19 protein-coding genes are annotated in these 18275 nt (G+C 66.8%); 17 read left to right on the top strand and 2 right to left on the bottom strand.

The window, feature by feature from the left end; translation table 11 throughout:
• Positions 1–22 precede the first annotated feature (22 nt).
• Positions 23–1174 carry an ABC transporter substrate-binding protein gene (locus HSX14_RS16995; RefSeq protein WP_173178064.1) on the bottom strand — a complete coding sequence of 384 codons (1152 nt, stop codon included), beginning with the start codon at positions 1172–1174 and terminating at the stop codon, positions 23–25.
• 619 nt (positions 1175–1793) lie between these two features.
• Between HSX14_RS16995 and HSX14_RS16990 the strand changes: the two genes are divergently transcribed.
• From HSX14_RS16990 to HSX14_RS16940, 11 genes are all read left to right on the top strand, one after another.
• Complete coding sequence (locus HSX14_RS16990) at positions 1794–1955, top strand: hypothetical protein (RefSeq protein ID WP_173178065.1); 162 nt, start codon at positions 1794–1796, stop codon at positions 1953–1955.
• 4 nt (positions 1956–1959) lie between these two features.
• A complete protein-coding gene (locus HSX14_RS16985; protein WP_173178066.1) occupies positions 1960–3072 on the top strand; it encodes an amidase in 1113 nt (370 codons plus the stop codon).
• Positions 3073–3096: 24 nt separating this feature from the next.
• Positions 3097–4269, top strand: coding sequence for an acyl-CoA dehydrogenase family protein (locus HSX14_RS16980; protein ID WP_173178067.1), 1173 nt, complete (start codon positions 3097–3099; stop codon positions 4267–4269).
• A 27-nt stretch (positions 4270–4296) separates the two neighbouring features.
• Positions 4297–4659: a hypothetical protein gene (locus HSX14_RS16975; RefSeq protein ID WP_021217328.1), complete on the top strand. Its 363-nt coding sequence runs from the start codon at positions 4297–4299 to the stop codon at positions 4657–4659.
• A 5-nt stretch (positions 4660–4664) separates the two neighbouring features.
• The gene (locus HSX14_RS16970; protein ID WP_173178068.1) at positions 4665–5186 is read left to right on the top strand and encodes a nuclear transport factor 2 family protein; all 522 of its coding nucleotides are present in this window, start codon (positions 4665–4667) and stop codon (positions 5184–5186) included.
• 91 nt (positions 5187–5277) lie between these two features.
• Complete coding sequence (locus tag HSX14_RS16965) at positions 5278–6552, top strand: aromatic ring-hydroxylating oxygenase subunit alpha (RefSeq protein ID WP_173178069.1); 1275 nt, start codon at positions 5278–5280, stop codon at positions 6550–6552.
• 178 nt (positions 6553–6730) lie between these two features.
• A complete protein-coding gene (locus HSX14_RS16960; RefSeq protein ID WP_173178070.1) occupies positions 6731–7207 on the top strand; it encodes an aromatic-ring-hydroxylating dioxygenase subunit beta in 477 nt (158 codons plus the stop codon).
• A 44-nt stretch (positions 7208–7251) separates the two neighbouring features.
• The gene (locus HSX14_RS16955) at positions 7252–7992 is read left to right on the top strand and encodes an SDR family NAD(P)-dependent oxidoreductase (protein WP_173178071.1); all 741 of its coding nucleotides are present in this window, start codon (positions 7252–7254) and stop codon (positions 7990–7992) included.
• 77 nt (positions 7993–8069) lie between these two features.
• Positions 8070–9026 carry a PDR/VanB family oxidoreductase gene (locus HSX14_RS16950; RefSeq protein WP_173178072.1) on the top strand — a complete coding sequence of 319 codons (957 nt, stop codon included), beginning with the start codon at positions 8070–8072 and terminating at the stop codon, positions 9024–9026.
• A gap of 18 nt (positions 9027–9044) precedes the next feature.
• Positions 9045–9545, top strand: a complete 501-nt coding sequence (locus HSX14_RS16945) for a flavin reductase (RefSeq protein ID WP_111262706.1) — start codon at positions 9045–9047, stop codon at positions 9543–9545.
• Positions 9546–9826: 281 nt separating this feature from the next.
• Positions 9827–11104, top strand: a complete 1278-nt coding sequence (locus tag HSX14_RS16940; RefSeq protein WP_173178073.1) for an OprD family porin — start codon at positions 9827–9829, stop codon at positions 11102–11104.
• Between the two features lie 360 nt (positions 11105–11464).
• On the opposite strand, the gene HSX14_RS16935 is transcribed toward HSX14_RS16940, so the two are convergent.
• On the bottom strand, positions 11465–12346 hold the full coding sequence (locus HSX14_RS16935) for a LysR family transcriptional regulator (RefSeq protein ID WP_173178074.1): 882 nt from the start codon (positions 12344–12346) through the stop codon (positions 11465–11467).
• 124 nt (positions 12347–12470) lie between these two features.
• On the opposite strand from HSX14_RS16935, the gene HSX14_RS16930 reads away from it, so the two are divergent.
• The 6 genes from HSX14_RS16930 to HSX14_RS16905 all read left to right on the top strand — a co-directional run bounded on the left by HSX14_RS16930 (position 12471) and on the right by HSX14_RS16905 (position 18181).
• Entirely contained in the window at positions 12471–13592 is a 1122-nt protein-coding gene (locus HSX14_RS16930; protein ID WP_173178075.1) for a muconate cycloisomerase family protein, read from the top strand.
• A gap of 26 nt (positions 13593–13618) precedes the next feature.
• Positions 13619–13909: a muconolactone Delta-isomerase gene (gene catC, locus HSX14_RS16925; RefSeq protein WP_021217318.1), complete on the top strand. Its 291-nt coding sequence runs from the start codon at positions 13619–13621 to the stop codon at positions 13907–13909.
• A 54-nt stretch (positions 13910–13963) separates the two neighbouring features.
• Positions 13964–14893: a catechol 1,2-dioxygenase gene (catA, locus tag HSX14_RS16920; protein WP_173178076.1), complete on the top strand. Its 930-nt coding sequence runs from the start codon at positions 13964–13966 to the stop codon at positions 14891–14893.
• A gap of 486 nt (positions 14894–15379) precedes the next feature.
• Positions 15380–16486 carry an NAD/NADP-dependent octopine/nopaline dehydrogenase family protein gene (locus tag HSX14_RS16915; RefSeq protein ID WP_173178077.1) on the top strand — a complete coding sequence of 369 codons (1107 nt, stop codon included), beginning with the start codon at positions 15380–15382 and terminating at the stop codon, positions 16484–16486.
• Positions 16486–17475, top strand: a complete 990-nt coding sequence (locus tag HSX14_RS16910) for a 3-hydroxybutyryl-CoA dehydrogenase (protein ID WP_173178078.1) — start codon at positions 16486–16488, stop codon at positions 17473–17475. The genes HSX14_RS16915 and HSX14_RS16910 overlap by 1 nt, the downstream gene beginning before the upstream one ends.
• 82 nt (positions 17476–17557) lie before the next feature.
• Complete coding sequence (locus HSX14_RS16905) at positions 17558–18181, top strand: NIPSNAP family protein (protein WP_173178079.1); 624 nt, start codon at positions 17558–17560, stop codon at positions 18179–18181.
• Positions 18182–18275 lie beyond the last annotated feature (94 nt).

Raw genomic sequence — 18275 nt, 5'->3', positions numbered from 1 at the left:
TACGGGGAACCCGTGCCTGCGATCAGTTGCCGCGCAGCAGCGTCCAGTTGCCGTTCTTCACCTGGATCAGCTCGCGGCCGCGTTCGTCGAAGCCGCTGTGGTCCTCGGGCGTCATGTTGTAGACGCCCTGGGTGGCGGCCAGCTCGTGGCTCTGCTCCAGCGCGTCACGCAGCGCCGCGCGGAACTCCGGCGTGCCCGGCGCGGCCTTGGCGGCGGCCACGGGGATGGCGTTCTGCAGCAGCAGGCCGGCGTCGAAGGTGTTGGCGCCGAAGGTGGCCGGCTTGCTGCCGTTGAGCTTCTCGTAGGCGGCGATGTAGTCGGCGGCGACCTTCTTCGAGGGGTGGCTGTCCGGCACTTCGTCCAGCACCAGCATCAGGCTGGCGGCCAGGATGGTGCCTTCGACCTTCTTGCCGCCGAGCTTGAGGAAGTCGGGCAGGGCGGCGCCGTGGGTCTGGTACATCTGCCCGCGGTAGCCCTGGTCGAACAGGGTGGTCTGCGGCATCACCGCCGAGCTGCCGGGTGCGGCGACCAGCACGGCGTCCGGTCGCGCGGCCAGCACCTTGAGGCTCTGCCCGGTGACCGAGGTGTCCTGGCGCTGGAAGCGCTCGTTGGCGACCACCTTGATGCCGTGCTCGGCCGCCATCGCGCCCATCACCTTGGACCAGTTCTCGCCGTAGGGGTCGGCGGTGCCGATGAAGCCGAGGGTCTTCACGCCACGGGCGACCATGTCGTCGACCAGCGCCTTGGCGATCAGGTCGTCGTTCTGGGTGGTCTTGAACACCCACTTCTTCTGCTCGTTCATCGGCAGCACCACGGCGGCGGTGCCGACCGGCGCCAGCAGCGGCACCCCGGCCTCGGCGGCGAACTGGATCACGCCCATGGCGTTGGGCGAACCGCTCGGGCCGATGATGGCGTCGACGTTCTCCTCGCTGATCAGCTTCTTCAGGGCCTTGACCGTGGCGGTGGGGTCGCTGCCGTCATCCAGGGCGATGTAGGTCACCTGCTGGTCGCCGGCCTGGGTCGGCAGCAGCGGCACGCTGTTCTTCTGCGGCAGGCCCACGAGGGCGATGGGGCCGGTGGAGGAGGTGATGACGCCGACTTTGACGTCGGCCTGCGCAAGGGCGGCGCAGGCGGCACTCAGGAGCAACGTGGACACAGCTTTCTTGAAGAGCATGACTTTCTCCGAAGAGTTGCAAGGCGATACGGGGCGGTTGTCCGACGGGCGCCGCTTGGCGGGCCCGCGGTCCTTCTTGTTGTGGTGCCCGTGCGCTGCTCGCTGCCGAGGGCAGGGCGGCGCCGTCGAGCCCGTGTCGGGCCGAGTGGCGTGTAGGGCGATAGCAGGTTGCATGCCAGGAAAAATCGTTACCCCGTTACGGCGCATTCGCGCAGGGGGCGTTTCGGCACGCCGCGTTCGGGTGCTGGAGGAAGGGGCGGCGATGGGGTTTCGGCGGCCATTCGCGCAACGCGGCCGATGCGTCTCGATCCCGCAAGCGACAAGGCGTTGATCTGGATCAATACGGCTTTCGGAAAGCCGATTTCCTGACCGAAAAATCGTGGATTTCCAGTGATAAAAAATCCATTTTTAAGGTGGCATTTTTGACCTGTTTTGGGTGCCTGAAATTTCTTTTTCCATGGGGTTAAAGCAGCGGCTTCGATAACGGGTCGGGAACAGTTTACTGAATGATTATTTTTCTCGACAAATATTCAAGTTATTGAAAATAAACGATAAATATATGATTGATGAGTGAAAGATCCATTTTTCAGGCTGTTACCGAAATGCACGGAAAGGGTGCGTGACGACGAAAAATGCACCGAATCTACACACCGATTTATTTGCCAAAATTCAATTGACATTTCACGTAAATATTCCGATTTTAGATTTAAGCGTTCACCTGCCCCGGCAGGCAGAAGGCTTCCCTGAAAGCGCACAGCGCGAACAAATCGAATACAGGTGAAGGCATGGCGACAGTCGTCGAGAAACTGCAGCTGGGAGGGTCCGGCAGGACCGTGATGGTGAAGGACACCATCGACATCGCCGGCTACCCGACCCGCGCTTCCAGCCGTGCTTTGGAAGAAGCCCCCGACGCCACCCGCAACGCCGATGTGGTACAGGCGCTGCTTGATGGCGGTTGCCGCATCATCGGCAAGACCAGCCTCCATGAGCTGGCCTTCGGCACCACCGGGATCAATGCCTGGACCGGCACGCCGGACAACCCTCTTTATCCCGGGCGCATCCCCGGTGGCTCCTCCAGCGGCTCGGCCACGGCGGTGGCCGCCGGGCTCTGCGACTTCTCGCTGGGCACCGACACCGGTGGCTCGGTGCGCATCCCCGCCGCCTGCTGCGGCGTGTTCGGCCTCAAGCCCAGCTTCGGCCGCGTGAGCCGTCGGGGCGTGATGCCGGAGCAGTCGACACTCGATTGCGTCGGGCCCTTCGCCCGTGACATGGACATGCTGATCGAGGCCATGGGCCTGATCGCCCCCGGTTTCGGCCCGTTGCCTTCCCTGGAAGGCGTGCGCATCGGCGTGGTGCCGGTGCAGGCGCTGGACGAGGTGCAGTTCGCCGTCGACGCCGCATTGGCACGCGCTGATTTCCCCCTGCGCAGCGTGCCGCTGCCCGGCATGCGCGCCGCCTATGACGCCGGCCTCACGGTGATCAACCGCGAGACCTGGAATGCCTGCCGGCACCTGCTGGCCAGCGGCAAGGTCGGCGCGGATATCGCCGGCCGCCTGGAAGCCGCCGGCACCACCACCGACGAGGCGCTGGCCGCAGCCGAAGCCTGCCGCGCGGCCTTCACCGCCGAGGTGGATGCGGCGCTCGCGCAGTGCCCGATCCTCGCCATGCCCACCATGCCCGACTACCCGCTGCTGGCGGTGGACGCTGCCGACACCCGCGCGGTGATCGGCATGACCGCCTTCGTGCGCCCCTTCAACCTCACCGGCCACCCCGCGCTGAGCATCCCCCTGGTGGGCGCCTCGCAACTGCCGGTGGGCCTGCAACTGATCGCCGCCAAGGGCGCGGACGAGCTGCTTTGCGCAGTCGCCCGCGAGCTGGTCCGGCGCCTGGAGCCCTAACCCATGCCAACCCTGGAGCACACCATGTCTTCGCTAAGCGAGCTGGACTACCAGCGCCCCGTGTCGATCACCGCGAGCGAGGCCTTCCAGGCGCTGCTCGGCGAGATCCGCGAGCGCGCCCGGAGCGAGGAATTCGACCGGCAGAAATACATCTCCCAGGACATCATCGAGCGCTTCAAGGCGCTGGGCGTGTACCGCGCCCTGGTGCCCAGGCGCTTCGGTGGCGATGAGCGTTCGCCGATGGAGTTCTGCCAGATGATCGAGGACATCTCCATCGCCGACGGCTCCGCCGGCTGGGTGGCGAGCTTCGGCATGAACCCGGTGTACCTGGCCTCGCTGCCGCTGGCGACCCTGGAGAAGGTCTACGCCAACGGCCCGGACGTGGTCTTCGCCGGCGGCATCTTCCCGCCGCAACCGGCCACCTTCGTCGAGGGCGGGCTGGAGGTGAACGGCCGCTGGAAGTTCTCCAGCGGCTGCATGGGGGCCTCGCTGATCGGCGTCGGCATCGCCCCGAAGAACGGCGAGATGCTCGGCCTGCCGCGCCTGGCGGTGATGCCGCGGGACAAGGTGAAGATCGAGGAAACCTGGGACGTGGTGGGCCTGATCGGCACCGGCAGCCACGACGTGGTGATCGACGGCGTGGTGGTGCCCGAGGACTGGACCTTCGTCCGTGGCGGCCCGGCCAACCTCGACGAGCCGATGTTCCGCTACCCGTCGCTGTCCTTCGCCACCCAGGTGCTGTCCGTGGTCGGCCTGGGCGTCGCCCGCGCCGCGCTGGACTACCTCGGCGGCATGGCCAGCGGCCGCTTCTCGGTGACCGGTGCACCGGCGCTCTCCGACCGCCCGCTGGCGCAGATGCAGGTGGCCAAGGCCGAAGCCGAGCTGCGCGCCGCCCGCGCCTGGTTCTACGAGGCGATGGAAAACGCCTGGGCCAGCATCCTCGCCGGCGAGGCGGTATCGGTGGAGCAGACCAACCTGCTGCGCCTGTCCTCGACCCATGCGACCCGCGTGTCCGCCGAGGTGGCGCGCAGCGCGCAGATGCTGTCCGGCATGAGTGGCGTGTACCGCGAGAACCCGCTGTCGCGCTTCGTCAACGACACCCTGGTGATCACCCAGCACGCCTTCATGGGTGACATGACCTACCAGAACGCCGGCGCCATCTTCTTCGGCAACAAGCCGCTGCCCGGCTACCTGTGAATTCCAACTGACTGATCGGTGATTGTGATGAGCGAGAAAAAAGCCCTGCGCGTGCTGTTCTGCATGGGAATCAACCAGAACTTCTTCGACGCCCCGCGCGAGGAGCAGCTGGAAGTCTGGGCCGCGTTCAGCGCCATGTGGAACGGCATCCACGACCTGCCCGGCGTGACCGTGTTCGGCAACATGGACGACGACCAGAGCATGGTCGGCCCGTCCACCGGCTACCCCTGGACCACCTACCTGCTGGCCGACGTGCCGGACATCGAGACCGTGCACGCCGCCTGCAACCTGTTCCGCACCACCGCCGTGGGCACCGGCCCCTACAAGCTGTGGCGCTACTGCAAGGTCGAGGCCCGCACCGGCCGCGAACTGATCATCCAGCGCGCGTGACCGCCATGCCGACCGAAGCCCTGGAGGCGCGCCTGCGCCAGCTGGAAAGCGAAAACGCCATACGCGCCTGCATGAACCGCTACATGGTGCTGTGCGATGCGCTGGATGCCAGCACCCCGCTCGACGAGCTGGCCGGGTTGTTCACCACGGATGCGGTATGGGAAGGCAAGGGGGCGAAGTACGCCAGGAGCTTCGGTGGCTACCGGGGCCGCGAGGCCATCGCCGCGATGTTCGCCACCTACATGGTCGAGCCCGCGCACTTCGCCCTCAACGTGCATTTCCTCTGCTCGGAACTGATCCGCGTGGAGGGCGGCGTGGCGACCGGCAGCTGGGTGATGTTGCAGACCTCGACCTTCGCCGCCGGCGGCTCGCACCTCAATGCGGCGCGCCTGACGGTGGAGTTCCGCGAGGAGGAGGGCACCTGGCGCATGGCGCACTTCCAGACCGAGAACCTGTTCAGCCGCCCGGTGGATACCTGGAACAGCGCCGCGCACCTGCCGGTGCCGGGCAAGAACCAACAGACGTAGGGTGGGCTTCAGCCCACCGCAGAAAGGCCAGGCGTGGGCCGAAGCCCACCCTAGAAATCAAGTCGGTGCTCAGCGCCGACGAGGAGTGATCGTGACCAACCTGATCGAAACCGTGAACCTGGCCGCCACCCCGGCCGACCTGGTACTGCATGACCGCGTGCACACCTCGCTCTACACCGACGGGCGCATCTTCGACGAGGAGCTGGAGAAGGTGTTCTACAGCACCTGGATCTGGGTCGCCCACGCCAGTGAGATCCCCGACAGCGGCAGCTACAAGAGCACCTACATCGGCAAGCAGCCGGTGATCGTGGTGCGTGACCGCAAGAAGGACGTGCACGTGCTGCTCAACCGCTGCCGCCACCGTGGCGCCACCGTCTGCGAGCACAAGAAGGGCAAGGCCAACAGCTTCGTCTGCCCCTACCACGGCTGGAGCTACGGCCTGGACGGCAGCCTGCGCGGCGTGCCGCACCCGGAGAGCTACGCCGACTGCCTGGACAAGGGCGAACTGCCCCTGGTTAGCCTGCGCGTCGAGCAGTACAACGGCATGATCTTCGCCACCTTCAAGGACGACATCGAGCCGCTGGTGGACTTCCTTGGTCCTGCGAAGAAGTGGATCGACCTGTTCATGAAGCAGGGCGCCGGCTACGGCGTGAAGGTCTCCGGCGAGCACCGCTTCCGCTTCCCCGGCAACTGGAAGATCCAGCTGGAGAACACCACCGACGCCTACCACTTCCCGCTGGTGCACAAGTCGTTCCTGTCCTCGGTGGACGAGCAGACCCTGGAGCTCTTCGACTTCGTGAAGGGCCCGGGCTATGTCGAGGACCTGGGCAACGGCCACAGCGTGATGGTGATGATCCCGGACCTGATCGACCTCGAGGCCGACCTCGACAAGCCCATCCCCGAGCGCTTCGAGGCCCTGGCCGATGAGCTGCGCGGCGAAGGCATCGACGAGCAGCAGGTGCGCCGCATCGTCCGCGCCGTCGGTGGCTCGGGCTTCAACCTCAACCTGTTCCCCAACGTCGCCTGCTCCATGGCGTTCTTCCGCGTGCTGCAGCCGATCTCGGTGAACGAGACCGAGATCCACCACGCGGTGATCACCATGGACGGCGGCCCGGCCGTGGCCAACCGCTACCGCCTGCGCCTGCACGAGCACTTCCAGGGCCCGATGGGCTTCGGCACCCCGGACGATTCCGAGGCCTGGGAGCGTGTGCAGAAGGGCGCCCAGGCCGGCACCGACCTGTGGATCATGCTTAACCGCGGCCTGCCGGGCGAGAAGCCCAGCGAGGACGGGCGGGTCAGCGACGTGAGTGCCGAGACCGGCATGCGCGCCGCCTACCAGCAGTGGAAAAAGATGATGTCGGCCTAGGGCGGATCGATATCCAACCCGGATGGCACATGCCGGTAGGAGCGAGCTCTGCTCGCGAACACGGACGCCACGAAAGCTTCGCGAGCAGAGCTCGCTCCTACGGAATGGGAAAACCCCATTCCTGTGAGCGAAACAAGTGACGGAACTGCTGCTCGACGCACTACTTGAGAGACCGAACATGAACCTTGAATTGCTCAACCACGTCAGCGCCTTCATCTGGCAGGAAGCGGACATGCTCGACCACGGCGAATTCGACGCCTGGCTGGACCTCTGGGCCGACAAGGGGACCTACATCATCCCCATCGACCCCAACGAGACCGACTTCGAGAACACCCTCAACTACGCCTACGACGACCATCACATGCGCAAGCTGCGCGTGCAGCGCCTGATCGGTGGCGAATCCATCTCCACCAGTCCGCGCGCCCGCACCGTGCGCGCCCTGTCGCGCTTCCGCGTGCTGGGCGACGAGGACGGCGTGGTCACCGTGCGCTGCGCACAGAACCTTCGGGAGTTCCGCAAGGACGTGCTCAAGCACTACACCGCCGACATCACCTTCGAGCTCCAGCGCGAAGGCGAGGGCTTCCGCATCCAGCGCAAGCTGATCCAACTCATCAACTCCACCGATACCCTCGCCGGTATCGGCTACATCCTCTGAGGGCTTTTCATGAAAACCCATGAGCAGACCCTTGGGAGCTTGAAATGAGTCAGATCGCACTCGTCACCGGCGCCGCCCAGGGCCTGGGTTTCGCCATCGCCGGCCGGCTGTTCGCCGCCGGCCATTCGGTGGTGATCACCGACCTGTCGCTGGAGCGCGCCCGGGCCGCCGCCGACCGTCTCGACCCCAGCGGTGAACGCAGCCTGGCGCTGCAGCTGGATGTGGCCAGCAAGGCCGATTTCGAGGCGGCGCTGGGTGCGACCCTGGAGCGCTTCGGCGCGCTGCACGCGGTGGTCAACAACGCCGCGATGACCCTGACGACGCCGGTGATGCAGATCAGCCCCGAGGAATTCGACCGGGTGCTGAGCCTCAACACCCGCAGCGTGTTCGTCGGCTGCCAGGTGTTCGGCGCGCACATGGCGGCGGCCGGCTACGGGCGCATCGTCAACCTGGCGTCCCTGGCCGGGCAGAACGGCGGCACCGCCACCGGCGCGCATTACGCCGCCTCGAAGGGCGCCATCGTCACCCTGACCAAGGTCTTCGCCAAGGAGCTGGCGGCCAGCGGCGTCACCGTCAACGCCATCGCCCCGGGGCCCATCGAATCCCCGGCGGTGCGCGCGGCGATCCCGCCGGAGCGCATGGACGGGCTGCTGGCCAATATCCCGGTCAGGCGCCTGGGCGATGCGGATTTTGTCGGCGACCTGATCGTGCAACTGACGCGGCCGGAAGCCTACTTCACCACCGGCGCCACTTGGGATGTGAACGGCGGCCTGTACATGCGCTGAGGCGCAACCGAACAACGATGCGACGGCCGCCGAACGGCCGCCTTCTTTCCATGACGTGCAATGCGGGTGAACCCGAGATGACAGAACAACTCCTCAAGGTCGTGGTGCACAAGCGCCAGTTGCAGGGCGACGGCGTCGTCGTCCTCGACCTGCTTCCCGTCGGCGGCACGACGCTTCCTGCCTTCGAAGCCGGGGCCCACGTGGACATCCACGTCGCCCCCGGCCTGGTGCGCCAGTACTCGCTGTGCAGTGATCCGGCCGACTCCAGCCTCTACCGCCTCGGCGTGCTCAAGGACCCGGCCTCGCGCGGGGGCTCCCTGGGCGTGCATGACAGCCTGCTGGAAGGCACCGAGGTGCAGATCAGCACCCCGCGCAACCTGTTCCCACTGGCCACCGATGCGCGCCGTTCGATCCTCATCGGTGGCGGCATCGGCATCACCCCGATGATCGCCATGGCCCATGCGCTGCAGGCTGCCGGCAGCGAGTTCGAGCTGCACTACTGTGGCCGTTCGCGCAGCCGCACCGCTTTTCTCGACGAGCTGGCCGCCGCCCCCTTCGCCGGATGCGTGCAGACCCACTTCGACGATGAGCCGGCGCAGAAGCTCGACCTGCCGCGCGTACTGGGCACGCCCCAGGCCGACGTGCACGTCTACGTATGCGGCCCGGCCGGGTTCATGGACTGGGTGATCGGCGCGGCGCGCGAGGCGGGCTACGCCGAGGCCAACATCCACCGCGAGTACTTCCAGGTCGAGGTCGACGCCAGTGGCGATGCCTTCGAGGTGGTCGCCGCGCGCAGCGGCAAGACGGTGCAGGTGGCCGAGGGGCAGAGCATCCTCGAAGCCCTGGCGACCGTCGGCATCAAGGTGGAGATCTCCTGCGAGCAGGGCGTCTGCGGCACCTGCCTGTGCGACGTGCTGGAAGGCGAACCGGACCACCGCGACGTCTACCTGACCGACGAGGAGAAGGCCGCCAACGACCAGATCCTGGTCTGCTGCTCGCGCGCCAGGACCCCGAAGCTGGTCCTGGACATCTGAATACCGGAGGGTAGAACCATGGTCGACACCACGGGATTTCGTAATGCGATGGCGCTGCTGGGCGGCGCCGTCTCGGTCATCACCACCAATGGCGCCGCGGGGCGCTTCGGCTTCACCGCCTCGGCGGTGTGCAGCGTCACCGACCAGCCGCCGACGCTGCTGGTGTGCATGAACCGCTCCTCGTTCTCCAACGTGCACTTCAAGAGCAACGGCGTGCTCAGCGTCAATGTGCTGAGCGCCGAGCTGAAGGACATCTCGGCGGTATTCGCCAACCGCGAACTGGATTCCGAACAGCGTTTCGCCGCCGCCAGCTGGAGCACCCTGGAGAGCGGCGCCCCGTTGCTGGACGGCGCGCTGGTGAGCTTCGACTGCCGCATCGCCCAGGCCCATGAAGTGGGCTCGCACACCATCTTCTACTGCGAGGTGCTGGGTATCCGCCACGGCGACAACCGGGAGGGGCTGGTGTACTTCGACCGCGCCTACCACCGCCTCGGCGACGCTTCCAAGGCGGCCTGCTGACACGGGCCGGAGACCGGGGGCGAGCAACTTCCCGGTGTTGAAAGTTTCGGTACTCGTTACCGGAAACTTTGCGAGTTATTCCCGCGCAAAGTCTGCTGTATGAAACACATAACAATAAAGGAGGGTGCCCGTTACTTCTGTTCGGGTAACAGGGTCTGTTTCGCCTTTTTGCAGTAAGTGGTCATAAAAACAACACTGCGGATTAACTGCCTGCGTTTGCTGATTTGCCAATTAATCTGCTCCCACTCTAGTGCCTTGCACATGTATTAAAGGAACATCCCATGTTTCAGAAAAGCTGGCTGGCCCGCGGCGTTGCTGCCGCGAGCCTGATGGGTGCGCTCGCGCCGATTACCGCCCAGGCGGACTTCATCGATGATCGGCAAGTGAGCCTCGGCTTGCGCAACTTCTACATCGACCGTGATTACAAGCAGAGCGATGCACCGAAGTCGCGTATCGGCAGCTGGACCCAGGGTTTCGACTTCCGCGCCATCTCCGGTTATACCGAAGGCCCCATTCAGTTCGGCCTCGATCTGTCCGCGCAATATGCCTATCGCCTGGATGGCGGCGGTGGCCGTGGCCCGGACAGCATCATTCCCTACGACGACAGCAAGGGTGAGCAGGTGCGCGACTATGGCCGCGCTGCGCTGACCGCCAAGGTGAAGTACTCCAAGACCGAGCTGAAGATCGGCGAGCACCGGCCGATGCTGCCGGTGGCCTTCATGGACGACTCGCGGCAACTGGTCACCACCTACCATGGCTTCCTGGTCGAGTCCCGCGAGATCGACAAGCTCACCCTCACCGGCGGGCGCTTCACCGAGATCAGCAGCCGCGAGTCGTCCGACCGGGAGAAGATGTACCTGTTCAACGGCCCGGACATCAAACGCCGCAGCGACGGCCTCAACTTCGGCGGCGCCACCTACGCCTTCAGCCCCTCGCTCTCGGCCACCTACTTCTACGGCCAACTGGAGGACATCTACGAGCAGCACTACGGCGGCCTGACCCATAACGCCGACCTGGGCGACGGCTTCGGCCTGAAGACCGACCTGCGCTACTTCGACAACAAGGAAGACGGCAAGGCGCTCTACGGCGAGATCGACAACCGCTCCTACGGGGCCATGACCACCCTGCGCAAGGGCGCTCACGCCATCGGCGTCGGCTACCAGCGCATGCTCGGCGACAGCACCTTCCCCACGCTCAACGGCTATGCGCCGCAGCCGTACCTGGTGAACTGGTCCACCGTCGCCTTCGTCAAGCCCAACGAGAGCTCCTGGCAGCTGCGCTACGACCTGGACTTCGCCGGCTACGGCGTGCCCGGCCTCAAGCTGATGACCCGCTACATGCGCGGCACCGGCATCGACCGGGGCAACAACGCGCTGGACGAGAACGTCGAGAGCGAGCGCAACATCTTCCTCAGCTACGTGGTGCAGAGCGGCCCGCTCAAGGGCGTCGGCTTCGAGTGGCGCAACATCGACGTCAAGACCCGCTACGGCAACGGCGCGGCCTCGGGGGCGGACTACAAGGAGAACCGCCTGATCACCACCTACACCTTCAAGTTCTGAGGAGCAGGGCATGAAGGGCCGGCCCGGCGTCGTCGACTTCGCATCCTGCGGGATGCGGGAGAGCGTGCCCGGGCCGGATCAAATCTGTAGGGGCGAATTCATTCGCCAAGGGATGCGCAGCGGCCCCGGCGCAGCATGGGTTTCGCTGCGCTCTACCCATCCTACGAACGGTCCATCCTATGTGCTGCGGGCGGCCCCGACAGGCACGGATTGCGAGCCCGCATGAGGGCGCTTCGCGAGCAGAGCTCGCTCCTACGGACCGTGTGGGTGGTGAGCCCGCATCGCGTACCAACCCCTTTGTTTTCACCTCGGCCCGGCCACTCCTTTGCGGGCCTTTTTTATTGCGATGCGCCTGCGTGCTCAGGCGTCCTGCGTCACCAGTTGCTCGATCAGCGCCAGGCAGTCCGCCAATGCCGGGGAGCTGTCGCCGACGCGGCGGCTGATGATGATCGGCGAGGTGGCGTTGCCTTCCAGCAGGCGGGTGTAGCCGATGTCGTCGCGGTGCTGCAGCTGCACCGAGGCGGGCACCAAAGTGATGCCGATGCCGGCGGCGACGAGGCCGATGGCGGTCTGCAGTTCGTTGGTCCATTGCGCCACGCGAATCTGCAAGCCGTGGGTGGCGAACAGTGCCAGCACGTGGTCGGCGTAGCTCGGCCGCGGGTTGCCCGGGTAGAGCACGAAGGGCTCGCGAGCGAGGGCCTCGAGACTCGCCGGGGCGGCCAGCAGCGGGTGGCCGGCGGGGAGGGCGGCGACCAGCGGGTCCAGGGTCAGCACCTGTTGCTGGATGGCCGGGTCCTCGATGTGGATGCGGCCGAAGCCGATGTCGATGCGCCCGGCCTTGAGCGCTTCCACCTGCTGCAGCGTGGTCATTTCGTTGAGGCCCAGCTCCAGCTCGGCGTCGCTGCGCAGGCGGCGGATCAGCTCCGGCAGCACGCCGTAGAGGGTCGAGGGGGCGAAGCCGATGCCCAGCCAGGTCTTCTCGCCCTGGCCGATGCGCCGGGTGTTGTCGCAGACCTTGGCCAGTTGCTCCAGCAGGGCGCTGGAGTGCTCGTGGAAGAAGCGCCCGGCCTCGGTCAGGCGCAACGGGCGGCCGCGTTCGAGCAGGGTGACGCCGAGCTCTTCCTCGAGCTGCTGGATCTGCCGGCTCAAGGGTGGCTGGGCGATGTGCAGGCGCTCGGCGGCACGGGTGAAGTTGAGGGTTTCGGCGAGTGCCTGGAAGTAGCGCAGATGGCGAAGCTCCATGGGATCTCCGTGGTGCTGGTTCTATACCTAGCGAGTATGGTGCCAGACAAACTCAATATTGGAACCGGTTCAATCGTGGATTTAGGCTCCGGTTCATTGAAAACAGAACCTGATGGGTATTGAAATGATTTCTACCGCGATCGAGTCCCTCGAAGCGATCATCGTCGACCTGCCGACCATCCGCCCGCACAAGCTGGCGATGCACACCATGCAGAACCAGACCCTGGTGATCCTGCGCATCCGCTGCGCCGACGGCGTCGAAGGCATCGGCGAAGCCACCACCATCGGCGGCCTGGCCTACGGCTACGAAAGCCCCGAGAGCATCAAGACCAACCTCGACCGCTACTTCGCGCCGCTGCTGGTCGGCCAGGACGCCAGCAACGTCAATGCCGCGATGCAGCGCATCGACCGCACCATCACCGGCAACACCTTCGCCCGCTCGGCAGTGGAGACCGCGCTGCTGGACGCCCAGGGCAAGCGCCTGGGCCTGCCGGTGAGCGAGCTGCTCGGCGGCCGCGTGCGCGACAGCCTGGAAGTGGCCTGGACCCTGGCCAGCGGCGACACCGCCCGCGACATCGCCGAGGGTGAACACATGCTGGAGGTGCGCCGCCATCGCATCTTCAAGCTGAAGATCGGCGCCAACGAGGTGAACCAGGACCTGCGCCACGTCATCGCCATCAAGAAGGCCTTGGGTGACCGCGCCAGCGTGCGTGTGGACGTCAACCAGTACTGGGACGAGGCCGTGGCCCTGCGCGCTTGCCAGGTGCTTGGCGACAACGGCATCGACCTGATCGAGCAGCCCATCTCGCGCAACAACCGCGCCGGCCAGGCCCGCCTCGCGCTGCGCAGCCCGGCACCGATCATGGCGGACGAGTCCATCGAGTGCGTCGAGGACGCCTTCAACCTGGCCCGTGAAGGCGCGGCCCCGGTGTTCGCCCTGAAGATCGCCAAGAACGGCGGCCCGCGTGCCGTGTTGCGCACCGCCGCGATCGCCGAGGCGGCCGGGATCGGCCTCTACGGCGGCACCATGCTCGAAGGCAGCGTCGGCACCCTGGCCTCCGCCCATGCCTTCATCACCCTGGCCGAGCTGGCCTGGGACACCGAGCTGTTCGGCCCGCTGCTGCTGACCGAGGAGATCGTCACCGAGCCGCCGCGCTACGAGGACTTCCAGCTGCACGTACCGCGCCTGCCCGGCCTCGGCCTGACCCTGGACGAGGAGCGCCTGGCGCGCTTCCGTCGCACCTGATACCGCCTGAAGAAGGAGACCCACGCATGCTGTTCCACGTGAAGATGACCGTGAAGCTGCCGCTCGACATGGACCCGGACAAGGCCGCCAAGCTCAAGGCCGACGAGAAGGAACTGGCCCAGCGCCTGCAGCGCGAGGGCAAATGGCGCCACCTGTGGCGCATCGCCGGGCACTACGCCAACTACAGCGTGTTCGACCTGGCCAGCGTCGAGGAGCTGCATGACACCCTGATGCAGTTGCCACTTTTCCCCTACATGGAGATCGAGGTCGACGGGCTCTGCCGCCACCCTTCGTCGATCCACCAGGACGATCGCTGATCGCCGCATCGCCCAGCCAAGCCCGGCCAATAACTACAAGATGAGGTTCCAACCATGACTGTCAAACTCTCCCAGACCGAAAGCGTCCAGCAGTTCTTCAAGCAAGCCTCCGGCTTCGACAACGACCAGGGCAACCCGCGCATGAAGGCGCTGGTGAACCGCATCCTCCTCGACACCGTGAAGATCATCGAGGACCTGGACGTGACCACCGAGGAGTTCTGGAAGGCGGTGGACTACCTCAACCGCCTGGGCAGCCGCCAGGAAGCCGGCCTGCTGGTGGCCGGCCTCGGCGTCGAGCACTACCTCGACCTGCTGCTGGACGCCCAGGACGAAGCCGCCGGCTACAGCGGCGGCACCCCGCGCACCATCGAAGGCCCGCTCTACGTGGCCGGTGCGCCGCTGTCCCAGGGCGAGGCACGCATGGACGATGGCACCGACCCGGGCACCGTGCTGTTCCTCCAGGGCCAGGTGCTGGACGCCGATGGCCAGCCCATCGCCGGCGCCACCGTCGACCTGTGGCACGCCAATACCAATGGCACCTATTCCTACTTCGACAGCACCCAGTCCGAGTTCAACCTGCGCCGCCGCATCATCACCGACAGCGAAGGCCGCTACCGCGCCCGCAGCATCGTGCCCTCCGGCTACGGCTGTCCGCCGGACGGCCCGACCCAGGAACTGCTCGACAGCCTGGGCCGCCACGGCAACCGCCCGGCGCACATCCACTTCTTCATCTCCGCCCCCGGCCATCGCCACCTGACCACCCAGATCAACCTCTCGGGCGACCAGTACCTGTGGGACGACTTCGCCTACGCCACCCGCGAAGGCCTGGTGGCCGACGTGCGCTTCATCGAGGACGCCGCTGCGGCCGACGCCCGCGGCATCGAAGGGCGCTTCGCCGAGATCGACTTCGACTTCCAGCTGCAGGCCGCCGCCAAGCCTGATGAAGAAGCGCGCCGCGATCGAGTCCGCGCCCTGGAAGGCTGAGGCTCCCGGTTCCGGCGGGGATTCACCCGATTTTTCCCCGCTGTTTTCAACCACGCCGGTGGTCATGCCGGCGTGGTTTTTTTGTGCCGGAGCGGAGCCCCATGGAGACCCGGAGTTGCGGCAGTCCTGCGGCCTGCTTGGCGACTGAAGTCGCCCCTACAGGTGTGTGCTTCGCGGCGGGGGAATACCCAGCCCGTAGGGCGGGTGCAACCCGCCGCCCATCGCGAATGAATTCGCTCCCACAAAGCCCTCCCACCCTAGCGATGAGGAACACCTGAGTAGGGTGGATGACGCTCTTTTCATCCACCAAGGCGGAGTGGTCGGCGAGCACTGCGCGGCCATTGGGCGAATGAATTCGCCCCTACGGGATCGATTGCCGAGCCGGCACCAATCCCTTGCGCATTCCGAATCCTCCTTGCGCATCCCGCGCAGCCTGTGGCGGGTGGGCCCCCTAGGATCGAGGCTCTTGAACGAGGAGCTTGACCCATGAATATCAGCGTTATCGGCGGTGGACACGGTTGCTACGCAGCCGCCATCGAACTGGCGGAAAAGGGCCATCGCGTATGCCTGTGGCGGCGTGACGGCGCGGCGCTCAAGGAACTGGCGGCGATCGGCAGCCTCACCGTGAAGGACTACCGGGGCACCCGCCAGGTGGCGGTGGGCGGCGAGGGCGCCAACCTCGGCCTGACCGACGACCTGGCCGAAGCCGTGGCCTTCGCCGAGCTGCTGGTGGTGCCGCTGCCGTCCACCACCCATGAGAGCCTGGCACCGGAAATGGCGCCGCTGCTGCGCGACGGCCAGGTGGTGTTCCTGCCGCCCGGCACCTTCGGCAGCTACCTGTTCGCCAAGGCCATGCACGATGCCGGTAACCGCGCCGACGTGGCCTTCGCCGAGACCGGCACCTTGCCCTACCTCGCCCGCAAGCACGGGGCGGCGGAGGTGGTGATCAGCGGCTACGCCACGCGCCTGCCCACCGGGGTGTTCCCCAGTCGCCTGACCGAGCCGGCCTTCGCCCTGCTGCGCCAGGCCTACCCGAGCGTCGAGCCGATCGAGGACGGCCTCGCCGGCGCGCTGATGAACGCCGGGCCGATCATCCACCCGCCGCTGATCCTGATGAACGCCGGCCCGCTGGAGCACTTCGAGACCTGGGACATCCACAACGAAGGCACCCAGCCGGCTATCCGCCGCGTGACCACCGCGCTGGATGCCGAGCGCATGGCGTTGCGTGAGGCCCTCGGCTACCCGGCGCCGCATTTCCCCCTTGCCGACCACTACAACACCACCGAGGGCGATGAGTGGATGTACGGCCGTGGCGCCCACGGCAAGCTCACCGACAGTGGCGACTGGCGCGAGGACATCGACCTGCAGCGCCACCGCTACATGCTCGAAGACACCCGCCTGGGCCTGTCCTTCCTGGTCTCGGTCGGCCGCTGGGCCGGCGTGCCGATGCCCGTCGCCCAGGGCCTGCTGAGCATCGCCTCGGCGGTGGCCGGCTTCGACCTCTATGCCGAGGGCCGCACCCTGGAACGCCTGGGCCTGGACGGGCTCAGCCGCGCGGAGATGGTCGAGCTGCTGCGCGAGGGCATCCACTGATGGCCGCGCGCATCGCCGTGGTCGGCGCCGGGCGCATGGGCGAAGGCATCGCCCTGGCCTTCATGCATGCCGGGCTGCCGGTGACCCTCATCGACATCAAGGCCCGCGAGCCCGAGCAGCAGCGGCTCTACTTCGCCAAGGTGCGCGCCAGCCTGGCCCTTGAGCTGCAGACCCTGGTGCGCCTCGGCGTGCTCGAGCCCGGGCAGGCGGACGAGGCGCTGGGCCGCGTGCGCCTGTGCGACCGCGACCAGGCGCGGGGCGACCTGGCCTGCGCGGAGCTGGTGTTCGAGGCGGTGCCCGAGGTGCTGGAGGTCAAGCGCGAGTGCTTCGCCTGGCTGAGCGGGCAGTGCGGCGCGGACTGCATCATCGCTTCGACCACCTCCACATTCCTGGTCACCGAACTGGCCGGGCTGGTCAGCCACCCCGGGCGCTTCGTCAACGCCCACTGGCTCAACCCCGCCTACCTGATCCCGCTGGTGGAGGTGAGCCGCAGTGCAGCCACCGACGGCGCTGTGGTCGAGCGCCTGCTGGCGTTGCTGCGCCGGGTGGGCAAGGTGCCGGTGCTCTGCGCCCCGGCGGCGGGCTACATCGTGCCGCGCATCCAGGCCCTGGCGATGAACGAGGCCGCGCGCATGGTGGAAGAGGGCGTGGCCAGCGCCGAGGACATCGACACGGCGATCCGCGTCGGCTTCGGCCTGCGCTTCTCGGTGCTGGGCCTGCTGGAGTTCATCGACTGGGGCGGTGGCGACATCCTCTACTACGCCTCGCGCTACCTGGCCGGCGCCATCGACCCGCGCTTCGCCTCGCCCCAGGTGATCGCCGACAACATGCACGAGGGGCGCAACGGCCTGCGCGAGGGGCAGGGTTTCTACGACTACGCGGGCGTGGACGTGGAGGCCTACAAGCTGCAGCGCCTCGGCGAGTTCACCCGCAAGCTCGACCTGATGGGGCTCGCCCCACGTTTCAACGGGGCGCTGCAGGGGGCGTGAGCGCGCCTCGTGGCCCCGGTTCCAAGGCGGCGGGCACGGGCCCGCCGGCGTACTTCCATGAACCACGGACCACGAGGCACCCATGCGTTTGTTCGAACTGATCACCTTCACCCTGCGCGTGCGCACCACGGCCGATGCCCTGGCGCGCCTGGAAGAGACCCTGGCCGTCGGCAGCCCCGGCTGGACCCTGATGGGTTGCTGGGCCTCGGAGATCGGCCCGCTGAACCAGGTCATCGTGCTGCGCGGCTTCGCCGACGAGCAGGCCCGTCAGGCCGAGCGCGAGCGCTACCTGCTGGCGCGGGACGCCTTCGGCATCGAAGGCTTCATGACCGACATGAAGGTGGAGAACTACACGCTGTTCCCCTTCCTCGAACCCTTGGCGCCGGGTGCGCATGGGCCGTTCTACGAGCTGCGGGTGTACGACCTGGTCCCCTCCGGCCTGGCGCCGACCCTGGAAGGCTGGAAGAAGGCGGTCGGCCCGCGTACCGGCGCGGGCTATTCCCAGGTCTATGCGGCCTTCTATGCCACCGACGGGCGCACCCCGCGCTACCTGCACATCTGGCCCTACGCGAGCCTCGAGCAGCGCCTCGACGTGCGCACCCGCGCCGTTGCCGATGGCGTCTGGCCGCCGGAAAACTCCGGCCCGCAGCTGCGCGACATGCACTCCACCCTGTGCCTGCCGGCGCGTTTCTCGCCGTTGCGATGAGGGGGGCCGGCGGTGCTGCGCACCGCTTGGCGAATGAATTCGCCCCTACAACGGCACGGGCACCCCCTGTGGGAGCGGCTTCAGCCGCGAAGGA

This window comes from Pseudomonas tohonis, from assembly GCF_012767755.2.
GTDB classification, from domain to species: domain Bacteria; phylum Pseudomonadota; class Gammaproteobacteria; order Pseudomonadales; family Pseudomonadaceae; genus Metapseudomonas; species Metapseudomonas tohonis.
Note: the sequence above shows the minus strand (reverse complement) of the source record. Positions and strands in the feature narration are given on the sequence as shown.

Coding starts and splice junctions, on each gene's coding strand:
- HSX14_RS16995 (WP_173178064.1), bottom strand. CDS start 1,174: ATGCTCTTCAAGAAAGCTGTGTCCACGTTGCTCCTGAGTGCCGCCTGC.
- HSX14_RS16985 (WP_173178066.1), top strand. CDS start 1,960: ATGGCGACAGTCGTCGAGAAACTGCAGCTGGGAGGGTCCGGCAGGACC.
- HSX14_RS16980 (WP_173178067.1), top strand. CDS start 3,097: ATGTCTTCGCTAAGCGAGCTGGACTACCAGCGCCCCGTGTCGATCACC.
- HSX14_RS16975 (WP_021217328.1), top strand. CDS start 4,297: ATGAGCGAGAAAAAAGCCCTGCGCGTGCTGTTCTGCATGGGAATCAAC.
- HSX14_RS16970 (WP_173178068.1), top strand. CDS start 4,665: ATGCCGACCGAAGCCCTGGAGGCGCGCCTGCGCCAGCTGGAAAGCGAA.
- HSX14_RS16960 (WP_173178070.1), top strand. CDS start 6,731: ATGAACCTTGAATTGCTCAACCACGTCAGCGCCTTCATCTGGCAGGAA.
- HSX14_RS16955 (WP_173178071.1), top strand. CDS start 7,252: ATGAGTCAGATCGCACTCGTCACCGGCGCCGCCCAGGGCCTGGGTTTC.
- HSX14_RS16950 (WP_173178072.1), top strand. CDS start 8,070: ATGACAGAACAACTCCTCAAGGTCGTGGTGCACAAGCGCCAGTTGCAG.
- HSX14_RS16945 (WP_111262706.1), top strand. CDS start 9,045: ATGGTCGACACCACGGGATTTCGTAATGCGATGGCGCTGCTGGGCGGC.
- HSX14_RS16940 (WP_173178073.1), top strand. CDS start 9,827: ATGTTTCAGAAAAGCTGGCTGGCCCGCGGCGTTGCTGCCGCGAGCCTG.
- HSX14_RS16935 (WP_173178074.1), bottom strand. CDS start 12,346: ATGGAGCTTCGCCATCTGCGCTACTTCCAGGCACTCGCCGAAACCCTC.
- HSX14_RS16930 (WP_173178075.1), top strand. CDS start 12,471: ATGATTTCTACCGCGATCGAGTCCCTCGAAGCGATCATCGTCGACCTG.
- catC (WP_021217318.1), top strand. CDS start 13,619: ATGCTGTTCCACGTGAAGATGACCGTGAAGCTGCCGCTCGACATGGAC.
- catA (WP_173178076.1), top strand. CDS start 13,964: ATGACTGTCAAACTCTCCCAGACCGAAAGCGTCCAGCAGTTCTTCAAG.
- HSX14_RS16915 (WP_173178077.1), top strand. CDS start 15,380: ATGAATATCAGCGTTATCGGCGGTGGACACGGTTGCTACGCAGCCGCC.
- HSX14_RS16910 (WP_173178078.1), top strand. CDS start 16,486: ATGGCCGCGCGCATCGCCGTGGTCGGCGCCGGGCGCATGGGCGAAGGC.
- HSX14_RS16905 (WP_173178079.1), top strand. CDS start 17,558: ATGCGTTTGTTCGAACTGATCACCTTCACCCTGCGCGTGCGCACCACG.